We start from the raw sequence: 14595 nt of genomic DNA, 5'->3' as shown, positions 1-14595 counted from the left end.
AAAAAGACATCTTTTATTTAAAAGATGTCTTTTTTGTTGAGTTTCATTACGATAAAATCTACAAGTTTTGCTGCTAATTTTGCAGTTAAATTATCACGGTCTAAGCTCGGATTAAGTTCTGCTATGTCACAAGAAATTACCTTATTGGTGTCGAATAAAAAGTGCAACATTTTAAAGACAAAATACGGAGTAAATCCTAACGGAGAAGGAGCCGAAACTCCAGGTGCGTACGCAGATGAAAATCCGTCCATATCAATAGTGATATACAAATAATCATTTCTTTTAATTATCGTAGAAAGCTTTTCTTTTAAAGCATTTAATTCTTCAGATGACGATTCACACTCATAATTAATCGCAAAACTTACTTGCTCATCTTTAGCAATATTAAACAATTCTTTGGTGTTTGATTGTCGTTGAATTCCGATGGCAAAATAATCGATGGTTTCTCCCTCTTTTTTCAATTCAGAAATTATCTGATTAAAGGGTGTTCCAGAATTTGATTTTTTATCAATTGGGCGTAAATCAAAATGTGCATCAAAATTAATGATTCCAATTTTCTTTTTAGAAGTGTTTTTTACAGCGTCTCTAATTCCCATAAAATGTCCATAGGCCATATCATGTCCTCCGCCAATTACAATAGGAAAAACACTCTTTGAAATTAATTTAGAAACACTTGTAGAAAGTCCTTGCTGACAGGCTTCCATGTCTTCATCAATACAAATAATATCACCAAAATCGGCAACACTTTTTTCTTCAAAATGGATGGGCAATTTTGCCAAATGATCTCTAACCAACTCAGGTCCTTTTTCTGCGCCAATTCTTCCAGAATTTCTACGAACACCTTCATCACAAACATAACCTAACAAGGCAATATCTGTTGAATTTTTTTTGTGTAAATCATTAATATCTTGTAGCTCTACTTCTTGATGCCAGTATTGATTTTCAATGTCTGGATTTGATTTTCTACCTGTCCAAAATCTTTTTTTCCCAGGTTGATAATCAATATGTATGTGTTCAAAGATGTTTTCTTTCAATTGTAGTTTTCTTTAAAATTCTTTTCCTTTAATAAATACTTTTTCTATTTGATGGATTCCGAATGAATACGGAATAAACCCGTATGAATTAATTGGTTTTGTAAGAATCAAATTTGCTTGTTTCCCTTTTGTAATAGAACCAACTTTGGTTTCTAAACCCATTGCATATGCACCGTTAATAGTTGCTGCATTAATTGCTTCTTCTGGAGTCATTTTCATTTTAATACATGCTGTAGAAACCACAAAATTCATATTTCCTGATGGAGTAGAACCTGGGTTGTAATCGGTTGCTAAAGCCAAAGGCAAACCTGCGTCAATCATTTTTCTTGCTGGTGTATACGGAATGCTCAAAAAATACGAGCAACTTGGCAATGCAACGGGCATTGTGTTGGTGCTTTTTAATGCTTCGATATCTTCCTCTCTCATTTCTTCGAGATGATCTACAGACAATGCGTTGAATTTAATTCCGGCTTGCACACCGCCAATTGCTGTAAATTGATTTACATGAATTTTAGGAATTAATCCATGTTTTTTTCCAGCTTCCAACATCAATTCTGTGTCAGCGACAGAAAAATAGCCAGTTTCACAGAAAATATCAACATAATCAGCTAGCTTTTTATGCGCTACTTTTGGTAAAATATCGTTAATTAGTAATTGTAAATAACCCGCTTTATCATTTTTATATTCTGCAGGTACTGCGTGTGCGCCTAAGAAAGTTGCTTTAATTTCTATCGAATAATTTTCTTTTAATCGTTTGATAACTCGAAGCATCTTTAATTCAGCTTCTGCTGTCAATCCGTAACCAGATTTTATTTCTACTGCGCCTGTTCCTAATTGTATTACTTCTTCTAAACGAACTTTGCTTTGTTGATACAATTCTTCTTCAGAAGTTGCTTGTAATTTTTTTGCTGAATTTAAAATTCCACCACCATTATTTGCAATTTCTTCGTACGATAATCCGTTAATTCTGTCTACAAATTCTCCTTCTCTGTTTCCTGCATACACAATGTGTGTATGAGAATCGCACCAAGAAGGTAAAATCATTTTTCCAGTTGCATCAATCATTTCTGAGAAATCTGTAGTTGGACAATCTCTCATTTCTCCAAAGTCATAAATCAACCCATTTTCTACCACTAAAAATGCATTTTTAATCGTTGGTAAAACCTTCATTTCTTTTCCAGAAACAAAAGAAATAGGTGCAGTTCTAACCTGAATTAATTCTTTGATATTTTTAAATAATGTAGCCATTAAAATAAATCTTTTAACAATTCGTCATTCACTATGTTCGGTAAAGTTACTTTTAAATTTGGAGATCTTTCCATTTCTCTTTTGATGGCAAAAATAGCTTCGTCATTTCTTGCCCAGCTTCTCCGTGCAATCCCGTTATTTACATCGTAAAAAAGCATGCTTTTTAAACGTACTTCTGCTTCTTTTGTTCCGTCTAACAACATTCCGAATCCGCCATTCATCACTTCTCCCCAGCCAACACCGCCGCCATTGTGGATAGAAACCCAAGTGGCACCTCTAAAACTATCACCAATTACATTGTGAATTGCCATATCGGCTGTAAATTTACTTCCGTCATAAATATTTGAAGTTTCTCTGTAAGGCGAATCTGTTCCGCTTACATCATGGTGATCTCTTCCTAAAACAACAGGGCCAATTTTCCCTTTACAGATAGCGTTGTTAAAAGCTTCCGCAATTTTAGAACGACCTTCGGCATCTGCATATAAAATACGCGCTTGAGAACCAACGACCATTTTATTCTTTTTTGCATCTTTTATCCAAGTGATGTTGTCTTGCATTTGCAACTGAATTTCTTCAGGAGAATTTTCCATAATTTCTTGTAAAACGGTTTCAGCAATTTTGTCTGTTGCGTCTAAATCTTCTGCTTTTCCAGAAGCACAAACCCAACGAAAAGGGCCAAATCCGTAATCAAAACACATCGGACCTAAAATATCTTGCACATACGACGGATATTTAAAATCGATGCCATTTTCTGCCATCACATTTGCACCAGCTCTTGAAGCTTCTAATAAAAAAGCATTTCCGTAATCAAAGAAATACGTTCCTTTTGCGGTGTGTTTGTTGATGGCTGCTGCGTGTCTTCGTAATGTTTCTTGTACTTTTTCTTTGAAAACTGCTGGTTCTTCTCTAATCAATCGATTTGATTCTTCGTAAGAAATATCAACTGGATAATAACCGCCAGTCCAAGGAATATGTAACGATGTTTGATCTGAACCTAAGTGAATAAAAATATTTTCTTCATCAAAGCGTTCCCAAATTTCGACCACATTTCCGATGTAAGCAATTGAAACAATTTCGTTATTTTTTTGTGCATGTTGAACTCTAGAAATTAAATCTTTTATGTTGTCAATTAATTCATCAACCCAGCCTTGTTCGTGTCTTTTTGTTGCTGCTTTCGGGTTTACTTCAGCAGCAATTGTAATGCAACCAGCAATATTTCCTGCTTTTGGTTGTGCGCCAGACATTCCGCCCAAGCCTGCAGTTAAAAATATTTTTCCAGCAGGATTTTCATCTTTTTTTAAAACTTTTCTAAAAGCGTTCATCACAGTAATGGTGGTTCCGTGTACAATTCCTTGCGGACCGATATACATAAATGAACCCGCTGTCATTTGACCATATTGTGTAACTCCAAGCGCATTGAATTTCTCCCAGTCATCTGGTTTTGAGTAATTCGGAATCATCATTCCGTTGGTAACAATCACTCTCGGCGCATTTTTAGAAGAAGGAAATAATCCCATCGGATGACCAGAATACAAATGCAATGTTTGCGTATCGGTCATTGTTGCTAAATACTGCATTACTAAAAGATATTGTGCCCAATTTTGAAAAACGGCGCCGTTTCCTCCGTAGGTAATTAATTCCTCAGGATGTTGTGCAACCGCAGGGTCTAAATTGTTTTGAATCATCAACATAATTGCTGCAGCTTGAGAAGATTTTGCAGGATATTCAGAAACTGGTCTTGCATAAATTTTATATTCAGGCTTAAAGCGATACATATAAATCCTGCCGTATTCTTTTAATTCTTCTGCAAATTCTGTCGCCAATTCTTGATGCCACTCTTTTGGAAAATAACGCAATGCATTTCTAATGGCTAATTGTTTTTCCTCAATCGATAAAATATCTTTTCTTTTCGGAGCTCTATTCGCATTTTTCGGATAGTCTTTTTTTGCTGGAATTTCAGTAGGAATTCCTTGTAAAATCTGTTCTTTAAATGTCATGATACTTTTTATTTTACGATGAAAGATTGATTTTTAACTAACAGAATCAGGTTGTTGATGTCGTCTTTTAAAATTCTGTCGTCTTCTAATTTATCAACTTTATTTCGGATGATTTTAAAATTTTCTTCAATAATTTCTGAAAAAGTATTTGGTCTTCTAAAATCCATTGCTTGTGCAGCGTACATCAATTCTATGGCGAATATTTTATCAATATTTCCTAAAATCTGATTGAATTTTCGTCCAGAAATACTTCCCATAGAAACATGATCTTCTTGTCCTAAAGAAGTAGGAATGCTATCTGCAGAAGGAGGGAAGCACAACGATTTGTTTTCTGTAACTAAGGCTGCAGTTGTGTATTGCGGAATCATAAATCCTGAATTTAATCCGCCACCAGAAGTTAATAATCTTGGCAATCCAAATTTTCCTTCTAATAATAAATACGAACGTCTGTCTGAAATATTTCCCAATTCTGATGCGGCAATCGAGCAATAATCTAATGCCATTGCCAATGGCTGACCGTGAAAATTTCCTCCAGAAATTGCTTCGGTTTCACTCAATACAATCGGATTGTCGGTAACCGAATTCATTTCTATTTCTGCCAATTCTTCTAAATGATAATAAGCATTTCTTGATGCTCCGTGAACTTGCGGAATGCAACGCATCGAATACGGGTCTTGAACACGTTCGCAACTTTGGTGAGAATTGATATTTTGTGAATTGTTAAACAACATTCTCATGCGTTCTGCTACTTTTATCGTTCCTTTAAACGGACGAATTTTATGTAATTCAGATCTAAACGGAGAGGCACTTCCTTGATAACCTTCAATACTCATTGCGCCACAAACATCTGCTAAATTGAGTAAATACTTCATTTTTTGTAACCCGATAATAGCGTGCGCTAAAATAAATTGCGTTCCGTTAATCAAACCCAAACCTTCTTTTGCTTGAAGCACTAAAGGTTGTAACTGATGTTTTACTAAAACTGCTTTTGCAGATACAATTTCATCATTTACCCAGAATTCTCCTTCACCTAATAATGGTAAAAATAAATGAGACAACGGAGCTAAATCTCCAGATGCACCAACCGAACCTTGCTCGGGAACAACTGGTAATAAATCGTTTTCAATAAAATAAAGAATACGTTCAATCAATTCTAAACGAACACCAGAAAAACCTTGACATAACGCGTGAACTTTACAAATCATCATGATTTTTGAAAGTTCTTTATCGATTGAACTTCCAACTCCGACTGCATGCGTAATCAATAAATTTTTTTGAAGTTTGCTGGTTTCTTGCGGAGTTATCTGTACATCACACAAAGGTCCAAACCCAGTATTGATACCGTAGACAGCTTTGTTGCCATTTGCCATGGTTTCAACTTTGTGCCTACATTCAGTAATTTTTTTGATTGCTATTTCGTTGATTTCTGCTTTTAAACTACCATTTGCAATGGCAATTACTTTATCAACCGTTAAATGATCTATACCGTATTTAAATTTCATCGTGTCAAAAATGTTTTTAACAAAGTTATTCTTATTTTTGATGCTTTACAATATTATTTAACCTACTAAATAATAACCATGAGTTATCAAATAGAAATTAGACACATCAAATATTTTTTAGCTGTTGCAGAAGATTTGCATTTTAGAAAAGCAGCAGAAAGACTGTTTATATCTCAACCAGGATTGAGTAAACAAATAAAGCAGATGGAAAACGATTTGGGTGTAGTATTGTTTGAACGACATAATAGAAAAGTGTTATTGACAAAAGCAGGAGAGTACATGAAGAAAGAATTGGCAATCAATTTAAAAAGTATGGAGCATACTTTGCATCACGCAAAAATGTTGAGTGATGGTAAAAAGGGCGATTTAAAATTTGGGTATGTTGGCTCTGCAATGCAAGAGATTATTCCTAATTTATTAATGAGTTTTAAAAGTGATTATCCAGATATTGTGTTTAGTTTAAAAGAAATGGACAATGAAAAGCAGGTAGAAGGGTTGCTTTCGTATGATTTAGATTTAGGATTTGTAAGGCTCGATAGGGTACCAAGAGGATTGATAAGTAAGCCGGTTTTAAAAGAATCATTTTGTTTGGTGTTGCCAGAGAATCACCTAGTAAATGTAGATAATTTTAAAAGTCTAACGCAATTTAAACAAGAATCATTTATTCTTTTTGATCCCAAGTACAGCTCGTCTTATTACGAAAAAGTAATGCAGTTATTTGATGAAAGTGGGTTTTCTCCGATTGTATCACATAATACAATTCATGCAGGATCCATTTATAAATTGGTTGAAAATAACTTTGGAATTTCTATTGTTCCAAAATCATTGGCAATTCAAAACAATCAGAAAATAAAATTTATCGAATTAAAAAAAGCAAAACAGAAAACAACCTTGTCTGTGATTTGGAATAGTAATAATAGAAATCCGATATTAAAAGAAATTGTAAAACTACTTTAAAGCAAAAAAACCACTCTAAGAAAGAGTGGTTTTTTGTGGTACCTCCAGGAATCGAACCAGGGACACAAGGATTTTCAGTCCTTTGCTCTACCAACTGAGCTAAGGTACCATTGCCTTAGCGGATGCAAATATAGTACTCCTTTTTTATATCTACCAAATAAATTTGTAAAAAATCTGTTGTATTTTTGGAGACCATTTAAAATGATATGATGAATTTAATTATTGATGTTGGTAATACGAGAATCAAAGCAGCTGTTTTTGAGAATGATACCTTGCTGGAAGTAGTTATTTTTAAAACTAATGATTTACTTAAAAAAGTAGATTTTTTAATCAATAAATATACAATTGATAAAGGAATTATCTCTTCAGTTAAGAATATTTCTACTAATCAATTAAATCAATTACATAAAAAGCTTTCTTTTTTAGTGTTAGATGCATCAACAAAGGTGCCTTTTAAAAACTTGTATAAAACTCCAAAAACCTTAGGAGTAGATAGAATTGCTTTGGTTGCAAATGCTGTGCGAAAATTTCATAAAAAGAACGTGTTAATTATTGATGCAGGAACTTGTATTACGTATGATTTTGTAAGTGCTTCGAAAGAATATTTAGGAGGAGCAATTTCATTAGGGATAGAAATGAGGTACAAAGCATTACATAACTATACGTCAAAACTACCTTTATTAGAGAAAAATGTTCCAGCAAATTTTATTGGAAACACCACAGAGGAGAGTATTCATTCTGGGGTAGTTAATGGAGTAATACGTGAAATTAATGGGGTAATTGAACAATATGAAAGAGAAAATACATTTTTAACATTAGTTTTAACAGGTGGAGATACATATTTCTTGGCTAAACAATTAAAAAGTAGCATATTTGCCAATCCAAATTTTGTTTTGGAAGGTTTAAACACAATTTTGATATATAACAACAAAGAATGTTAAAGAAAATTTTCTATATATTTTTACTATTTATTTCACTAAAAGCAACAGCTCAGAGAACTAATTCATCTCCGTATTCTTTTTTTGGTATTGGCCAACAATATAGTTCACAAACGGTAGAGCAAGCAAGTATGGGTGGTGTTGGTATTGCATTTAACAATGTGTATCATTTAAACTTCTTAAATCCTGCTGCAAATGCATATTTAAGATTTGCAACTTATTCTATAGGAATTAATGTAAATGATTTAACAATAAAAGATTTTTCTGGGTCACAGAATTCAACTTCATCAACCTTGTCTTATATTAATATTGGGTTTCCTGTAGGTAAAAGTGCTGGTGTTTCTTTTGGGTTAAAACCAAATACATCCGTTGGATATTCACTGTTGAATATTGTAAATGATGTAAATGGTGATGCTTTTGAAGCGACAAGGTTTTATGGTTCTGGAGGAACAAATAGAATTTATGGAGCCTATGGAATCTCAATCACAAAAAACTTTTCTGTTGGATTGGAGGGAGAATATGTTTTTGGAAAAACTGAAAACAATATTTTGTACCAAAGGGTAAATGCACAATTAGGTACTAAAAACCATGAGGTTACAACAATAAGAGGGACTGGTGTAAAATTAGGAATGCATTATATAAAGGAATTAGATAACAAGTTGATGTTAAATATAGGTGCGGCTTTTAAATTAGAAAATAGTTTAAACACCTCGGGAACAGAAAACTTATATTCACTAGCCATTACTTCATCTACAGTAGAAGTACCAAAAGATACATTGTACAGTGCTTCTATAAATAGTAAAATTGTAAATCCGATGAAAACAGGTTTAGGTGTGGGGCTTGGGAAAGAGAATAAATGGTATGCAGGAGTAGAATATGAATTCCAAGAAGCATTAGACTTACAAGGTTCGATTTTAACGAATTCTTCTTATAAGTATAATAATTCAAGCAGAGTTTCTATTGGTGGTTTTTATCTGCCAAAAGATAATTCAATCTCAAGTTACTGGGATAGAGTTACATATAGGGCGGGTGTGAGATTTGAAAATACAGGTTTATTGGTAAACGGAACAAGTACATCAGGGAATTTTACCGAAATAAAAGATTTTGGCATATCTTTTGGTTTAGGTTTACCATTGAGAAGTTTATCAAACCTAAATTTAGGAATTGAGTATGGACAAAAAGGTTCAACAATAAACAACCTAATACAAGAAAACTATTTTAACTTTAAACTAAGTTTGTCGTTAAACGATTCTTGGTTTGTGAAAAAACGAATTGACTAATTAAAAACAGATAGATGATGAAAAAAATTACGTTCTTACTTGCAGCAGTAACACTGCTTTTAAATACTAGCATTTTAGCACAGAGCTCTCAAGATTGTGGTATTGTTTACAATTTATTTAAAGGAGAAGTTCAAACTAAAAAGTATGATTCTGCATTACCTAAGCTTAAGCAACTAATGAATGATTGTCCTAAGTTATCAGTTAATATCTATAAACTTGGTGATAGATTAGTGAAAGATCAATTAAAAGCTGGAGGAAATAAAGTAGAACTTACTGCCTTAGCAAAAAAGATCTATGAACAAAGATTGATACATTTCCCTAAAGATGCGGCAAAAATGCATAGTGATTACGCAACATTTTTAGCGAAAGAAAAAATAGGTACAGAAGACGAAATTTTTGCTTTATTAGAAAAAGCATATTCGTTAGATCCAACGCAAATGGGTGTTAGAAATATTTACAAATACTTCCAAGGTGTAACAGATAGAAATAAAGATACTAATCCTCAAAAAGTATTCGATACCTACGATGATGTATTAGAATCTGTTGGTGAAAAATTAAATTATTATGCTAAAAAGCTTGAACCACTAAAAGCTAAAGAAGAAAAAGGTGAAACTTTAGAGAAAAGAGAAAAAAGTTTATTAAGAGCTTATTCAATTAACTCAAAAGCCTTAGGTCAAGTTGAAGCAGGGTTAGATCAAATTATTGTAGAATTGTCTACTTGTGAAAGATTGATTCCATTATATACTGGAGAGTTTGAAGCTAATAAAACAAACATCAAATGGTTAAATAGAGCAGTATCTAGAATGTATTCTAAAGAGTGTACAGATGAACCTTTATATGAAAAATTAGTAGAAGCTTGGGTTGCAGCAGATCCTTCGCCAAAAACTTTGGTCTATTTTGCTGGAATCTTATATAAGAAAGGTAAAGAAACTGAGGCAATGGAATATTATAAGAAAGCCGTTGACCAAGAAACAGATGCTTTTAATAAAGCAGAAAACTTATATAAAATTGCACAATTATTTGCTAAAAGAGGTAGAAAAAGTGAAGCAAGAAGATATGCAAACCAAGCATTAAGTAATAAACCAAGTATGGGGAAAGCATATTTGTTAATTGCAGGCTTATACGCTTCAAGTGCTGATGCTTGTGGTACAAAAGAATTTGAAAAAAGAATGGTGTATACAGCAGCTTTAAATAAAGCAAGAAGAGCAGTAGCTGTAGATCCAAGTATCGCTTCTAGAGCGTCTAGATATATAAAGAACTACCTTTCTCAAGAACCGTCTAAAAAATTAATTTTTACAGAAGGTGTAAAACCTGGAACACCTTATTCAATTAAATGTTGGATTGGAGAAACAGTAAAGATTCCTCAAAAATAAAAATGAATTTTAGTTCAAAAAAAATATTTAAAAACATTGTTGCTATTAGTTTAGGAGCAATGTTTTTTTCTTGTACTAATAACTCTAATGAAGTAAGAGCGTTTTTATCTGTTAAAAACTTTCCTATTGGTGTTGCTAAAAATATTGCTCATGTTTATAGAGACTCTGGCCGAACAACTTCAAAGTTGTTTGCTCCTTTATTAAAAGATTTTAGCAATAGAGTAGAGCACCCGTATAACGAATTTCCTGAAGGAATAAAGTTAATAACATTTGAAAACAACGGAAAAGACTCCACAACCATACTTGGCGACTATTCGATTTCGTATTCAAAAACGATGATAACTGAATTAAAAGGAAATGTAGTAATTATTAATCATACAGATCAATCAAAATTATATACAGATCAGTTGTTTTGGGATCAAAATACAGATTATTTTTTTTCAGAAAAGAGATTTAGATTAATTTCTCCTGATAACGACATTTCAGGAATTGGATTTGAATCTAAAAAAGACTTAACGAAGTTTTTAGCAAAAAAACTATCTGGAGAACTAATTACAAAAGAAGAATAAAATGAATTCACTTTGGAAATACTTACAATATGCATATTTAATCATTGCAATTATCTTTTTGGTTGACGCAATATTAGGTTGGAATACTGACAGGGAAAAATCTTATTTAATGCTTGGGTTTGCAGTTTTTATTACCTTAGTGTTTTTCTTTAAAAGATATTTTAGAAAAAAAGTACAATCTAAAAATAACCAGTAAAACTTTACATGGAAACACAAATAGCAATAATTGTTATTTCAATATTACTTTCTGCATTTTTCTCGGGCATGGAAATTGCTTTCGTTTCTGCCAATAAATTACATATCGAATTAGAAAAAAAGAAAGACAGCTTTACTTCTAAAATACTTGCAAAACTCACCAATAAGTCATCAAAATTTATTACCACAATGTTGGTTGGTAACAATATTGCACTGGTAATTTATAGTATTTATATGGGCGATTTTTTAGTAGGATTTTTACCTGCAGATTCGCTTAATGAATTTTCAATTCTGTTAATTCAAACCATTATTTCTACCTTATTAATTTTAGTTACTGCAGAGTTTTTACCAAAAGCCATTTTTAGAATTTATGCCAATGAAGCATTAAAATACTTTGCTGTTCCAACTTACTTTTTCTACGTTATTTTTCATTTTTTCTCTTCTTTTATCACCTTAATATCTGATTTTTTTCTGCGTGTTTTTTTTAGAACGAATAAAGACGAAGAACAAACAGAATTTAGTAGAGAAGAATTAGGGAATTATATAAACGAACAAATAGAAACTAGTAACGCTCACGATGTTTTTGATTCTGAAATTCAAATATTTCAAAATGCTTTAGACTTTCACAAAGTAAAAGCAAGAGAAATAATGGTGCCAAGGACCGAAATGATAGCGGTTGAGTTTCATGAAACAATTCCTAACCTTAGAAAGATATTTGTAGCAACAGGTTTTTCTAAAATATTGATTTATAAAAATTCGTTAGATGATATTGTTGGCTATGTAAACGCTTTTGAACTGTTTAAAAAACCAAAAACGATTCGTTCTGTAATTTTACCAATAGAAATAGTTCCAGAGTCGATGATTATTCACGATGTTTTAAACAATTTAATTAAAAAAAGAAAAAGTATTGCCATTGTTTTAGATGAATATGGCGGAACATCTGGAATGATTACTGTTGAAGATATTGTAGAGGAGCTCTTCGGAGAAATAGAAGACGAACACGATTCTCAAGAGCTACTCGAAGAGCAAATTAACGACGCTGAATTTCGTTTCTCTGCAAGATTAGAAATCGATTATTTGAATGAAGAATATGGATTAAACATCCCAAAAGAAGAAGCTTACGAAACGTTGGGTGGTTTTATAATAGAACATACAGAAAACATACCAGAGTTAAATGAAGAAATAAGAATAAATAATTTTATAATTAAAATTCTTAAAGTTAGCTCTTCAAAAATTGAAGAAATACACTTCCAAATTGGCGATATTGAAGATTAAATTTATCCTAAAAAAATATCGTAAATAATTGTCGCTATGCAGTTGCATTATTAAAACCGATATTGTATTTTCGCTCCCTGTTAATTAAATAAATAACGTATGGCAATTTTATCTAAAATTAGAGAGCGCTCAATGGCATTAATCCTAGTAATTGGATTGGCTTTGTTTGCTTTTGTATTAGATCCTTCAAGTATCCAAGATTTTTTCAATTCTACTAAAGTAAATACAGTAGGAGAAGTTGGTGGAGAAGTAATATCAAGAAAAGATTTTAGCGAAGCTTTAGAAGCTTATAAAGCACAAGTAGGTAATGGACTTACAGATATGCAAGCTTCTAAAATAGTTTGGGACAATTTAGTAAGAGAAAAAATTTATCAAACACAACTATCAGATGCAGGAGTAACTGTTGGTGAAACAGATGTTTGGAATGCTCTTATCTCCAACCAATCTGTAAATTCAAATCCACAGTTCTTAAATGCTGCAGGTTTGTTTGATGAAGGTAAGTTAAAAGAATATTTGGCTTTAATAAAGTCTGATGATCCAGAAATGTGGGCATCTTGGTCTAGTTTTATGGGACAACTTAAAAGTGGACTTGAAACAACTACATACAATAGCTTAATTACTGCAGGTGTTGGTGCTTCTTTAAAAGAAGGAGAATTGCAATATCTTACAGATAACACAAAAATTACATCTCAATATGTATATGTACCTTATGCAACTGTTGCAGATAGTTTAGTTACTGTTACAAAAGCAGAAATAGAAACTTATATTAAAGCCAATCCAGCTGCTTTTAAAGTAGAAGCTTCTACGGATATTAAATATGTAAAATTTGATATTATTCCAACTCAAGCAGATGAGGATGCGATTAAAAATGAGGTTGCAGGTTTATTAGAGGATAAAGACGGAATAAAAGGTTTTAAAAATACAGATAATAATGCTGAGTTTTTTGCTGATAATGGTTCAGATCTAGCTTTAGATAATGGATATAATTTTAAAACAACTGTTTCTGCTGTTATTGCAGACCAGGTTTTTAAAGGCAAAAAAGGTGATGTTTTTGGTCCTTATAAAGATAACGGATATTTTAAAATTTCTAAGATCAATGAAGTTGTTCAAATTCCAGATTCTGTAAAAGGAGCGCATATTTTACTTCCTTTTGTTGGTTCTGCTTCAGCGAGTCCTGATACTAAGATTACTGATGCGCAAGCTAAAAAATCTATTGATAGTATTTTTAAATTAGTTAGAAATAACACAAAGAAATTTGCTGAAATTGCTGATGAAGTTAATCCTGACGGAACAAAAGGGAAAGGTGGAGATATTGATTGGATTACTCCAAAAGGAGCTTTTTCTTTAGATAAAGATTTTGGTGAAGCACTGTTCTTTAATAAAAAAGGAAGTATAAAAGTTATAAAAACAAAGTTCGGATACCACATTGTTAGAGTAGACGAAAGTAAAAATAAGCAACAAGCTGTTAAATTAGCAACTTTTGGTAGAAAGATAGAAGCATCACAAGCTACTGAAAATACCATTTTTCAAAATGCAGAAACATTTGCTTTAGCATTATCAAACGGAGCAAAATTTGATGATGTAGCAAAAGAAAAAGGAGTAAATCCTCAATCTGCTTTCGCATTAAAAATGTTAGACGAAACGGTTCCTGGAATTGGTAATCAAAGAGAAATAGTTACATGGTCTCATAAAAAAGAAAATGAAGTTGGTGCTTATCAAAGATTTGACACAAACAATGGTCATGTTGTTGCAGTAATTACAAACAAAACATTTAAAGGTTTAATGTCTGCTGCAAGAGCAACAAATACTGTAAGACCTATTTTAATGAGTCAGAAGAAAGCTGCAATAATTAAAGAAAAAATGAACGGTGCAACTTTGGCAGATATTGCTAAATCTACAAATCAGAATGTAAGTACAGCTTCTGCAATTTCTATGCAATCTCCAATTATTGCTGCAGTAGGATTTGAACCTAAAATAGTAGGAGCAATGTATTCTGCAAAAGAAAATACGTTGTTTAATAAAGTAGAAGGAGGAAAAGGGGTTTTTGCTTTTGTAGTTACAAAAAGAGAAGCGCCAATTGCTTTACCAAATTATGATTCTTACAGAAATAGATTGGCAAGTACTAGAAAATCTCAAACAGGTTTGATATACAATGCGATTAAAGAAGCTGCTGAAATTGTTGATAATAGAGGTGCTTTTTACGGAATAGAATAATTCCTAAGAAACA

The 14595-nt window shown here is 32.3% G+C and carries 12 protein-coding genes and 1 tRNA gene; 8 read left to right on the top strand and 5 right to left on the bottom strand.

Annotation, left to right across the window (positions count from 1 at the left end; translation table 11 throughout):
- Positions 1 to 17: 17 nt before the first annotated feature.
- Genes hutG through hutH form a run of 4 tightly spaced genes read right to left on the bottom strand, consistent with a single transcriptional unit; the run spans position 18 to position 5781 of the window.
- Positions 18 to 1034 (bottom strand): formimidoylglutamase, encoded by a 1017-nt coding sequence (gene hutG, locus ACEWL1_RS00390; protein WP_409231309.1) that lies wholly within the window; start codon positions 1032 to 1034, stop codon positions 18 to 20.
- A gap of 12 nt (positions 1035 to 1046) precedes the next feature.
- Positions 1047 to 2282: an imidazolonepropionase gene (gene hutI, locus ACEWL1_RS00385; protein WP_409231308.1), complete on the bottom strand. Its 1236-nt coding sequence runs from the start codon at positions 2280 to 2282 to the stop codon at positions 1047 to 1049.
- Positions 2282 to 4279 (bottom strand): urocanate hydratase, encoded by a 1998-nt coding sequence (locus tag ACEWL1_RS00380; RefSeq protein ID WP_409231307.1) that lies wholly within the window; start codon positions 4277 to 4279, stop codon positions 2282 to 2284. The genes hutI and ACEWL1_RS00380 overlap by 1 nt, the downstream gene beginning before the upstream one ends.
- An 8-nt stretch (positions 4280 to 4287) precedes the next feature.
- Positions 4288 to 5781: a histidine ammonia-lyase gene (hutH, locus tag ACEWL1_RS00375; protein WP_409231306.1), complete on the bottom strand. Its 1494-nt coding sequence runs from the start codon at positions 5779 to 5781 to the stop codon at positions 4288 to 4290.
- A gap of 78 nt (positions 5782 to 5859) precedes the next feature.
- Between hutH and ACEWL1_RS00370 the strand changes: the two genes are divergently transcribed.
- Complete coding sequence (locus ACEWL1_RS00370) at positions 5860 to 6738, top strand: LysR family transcriptional regulator (protein WP_409231305.1); 879 nt, start codon at positions 5860 to 5862, stop codon at positions 6736 to 6738.
- A 36-nt stretch (positions 6739 to 6774) separates the two neighbouring features.
- On the opposite strand, the gene ACEWL1_RS00365 is transcribed toward ACEWL1_RS00370, so the two are convergent.
- Positions 6775 to 6847 (bottom strand) — tRNA-Phe (locus ACEWL1_RS00365).
- A 100-nt stretch (positions 6848 to 6947) separates the two neighbouring features.
- Between ACEWL1_RS00365 and ACEWL1_RS00360 the strand changes: the two genes are divergently transcribed.
- The 7 genes from ACEWL1_RS00360 to ACEWL1_RS00330 all read left to right on the top strand — a co-directional run bounded on the left by ACEWL1_RS00360 (position 6948) and on the right by ACEWL1_RS00330 (position 14582).
- Positions 6948 to 7679, top strand: a complete 732-nt coding sequence (locus ACEWL1_RS00360) for a type III pantothenate kinase (RefSeq protein ID WP_409232247.1) — start codon at positions 6948 to 6950, stop codon at positions 7677 to 7679.
- Complete coding sequence (locus ACEWL1_RS00355; protein WP_409231304.1) at positions 7673 to 8956, top strand: hypothetical protein; 1284 nt, start codon at positions 7673 to 7675, stop codon at positions 8954 to 8956. Before ACEWL1_RS00360 ends, ACEWL1_RS00355 begins: the two co-directional genes overlap by 7 nt.
- A gap of 14 nt (positions 8957 to 8970) precedes the next feature.
- Entirely contained in the window at positions 8971 to 10329 is a 1359-nt protein-coding gene (locus ACEWL1_RS00350; RefSeq protein ID WP_409231303.1) for a hypothetical protein, read from the top strand.
- A 2-nt stretch (positions 10330 to 10331) separates the two neighbouring features.
- Entirely contained in the window at positions 10332 to 10898 is a 567-nt protein-coding gene (gene lptC, locus ACEWL1_RS00345; RefSeq protein ID WP_409231302.1) for an LPS export ABC transporter periplasmic protein LptC, read from the top strand.
- A gap of 1 nt (position 10899) precedes the next feature.
- Positions 10900 to 11094 carry a hypothetical protein gene (locus tag ACEWL1_RS00340; protein WP_409231301.1) on the top strand — a complete coding sequence of 65 codons (195 nt, stop codon included), beginning with the start codon at positions 10900 to 10902 and terminating at the stop codon, positions 11092 to 11094.
- An 8-nt stretch (positions 11095 to 11102) separates the two neighbouring features.
- Entirely contained in the window at positions 11103 to 12368 is a 1266-nt protein-coding gene (locus tag ACEWL1_RS00335) for a hemolysin family protein (protein WP_409231300.1), read from the top strand.
- A 99-nt stretch (positions 12369 to 12467) separates the two neighbouring features.
- Complete coding sequence (locus ACEWL1_RS00330; RefSeq protein WP_409231299.1) at positions 12468 to 14582, top strand: peptidylprolyl isomerase; 2115 nt, start codon at positions 12468 to 12470, stop codon at positions 14580 to 14582.
- The last annotated feature ends 13 nt before the right edge of the window (positions 14583 to 14595 follow it).

It is taken from the genome of Polaribacter gochangensis (assembly GCF_046224025.1).
In the GTDB taxonomy this organism is placed as follows: Bacteria; Bacteroidota; Bacteroidia; order Flavobacteriales; family Flavobacteriaceae; genus Polaribacter; species Polaribacter gochangensis.
Note: the sequence above shows the minus strand (reverse complement) of the source record. Positions and strands in the feature narration are given on the sequence as shown.

Excerpts from the sequence above, each read along its gene's own strand:
- hutI (WP_409231308.1), bottom strand. The coding sequence starts at position 2,282 with ATGGCTACATTATTTAAAAATATCAAAGAATTAATTCAGGTTAGAACT.
- ACEWL1_RS00380 (WP_409231307.1), bottom strand. The coding sequence starts at position 4,279 with ATGACATTTAAAGAACAGATTTTACAAGGAATTCCTACTGAAATTCCA.
- hutH (WP_409231306.1), bottom strand. The coding sequence starts at position 5,781 with ATGAAATTTAAATACGGTATAGATCATTTAACGGTTGATAAAGTAATT.
- ACEWL1_RS00370 (WP_409231305.1), top strand. The coding sequence starts at position 5,860 with ATGAGTTATCAAATAGAAATTAGACACATCAAATATTTTTTAGCTGTT.
- ACEWL1_RS00360 (WP_409232247.1), top strand. The coding sequence starts at position 6,948 with ATGAATTTAATTATTGATGTTGGTAATACGAGAATCAAAGCAGCTGTT.
- ACEWL1_RS00355 (WP_409231304.1), top strand. The coding sequence starts at position 7,673 with ATGTTAAAGAAAATTTTCTATATATTTTTACTATTTATTTCACTAAAA.
- ACEWL1_RS00350 (WP_409231303.1), top strand. The coding sequence starts at position 8,971 with ATGATGAAAAAAATTACGTTCTTACTTGCAGCAGTAACACTGCTTTTA.
- lptC (WP_409231302.1), top strand. The coding sequence starts at position 10,332 with ATGAATTTTAGTTCAAAAAAAATATTTAAAAACATTGTTGCTATTAGT.
- ACEWL1_RS00340 (WP_409231301.1), top strand. The coding sequence starts at position 10,900 with ATGAATTCACTTTGGAAATACTTACAATATGCATATTTAATCATTGCA.
- ACEWL1_RS00335 (WP_409231300.1), top strand. The coding sequence starts at position 11,103 with ATGGAAACACAAATAGCAATAATTGTTATTTCAATATTACTTTCTGCA.
- ACEWL1_RS00330 (WP_409231299.1), top strand. The coding sequence starts at position 12,468 with ATGGCAATTTTATCTAAAATTAGAGAGCGCTCAATGGCATTAATCCTA.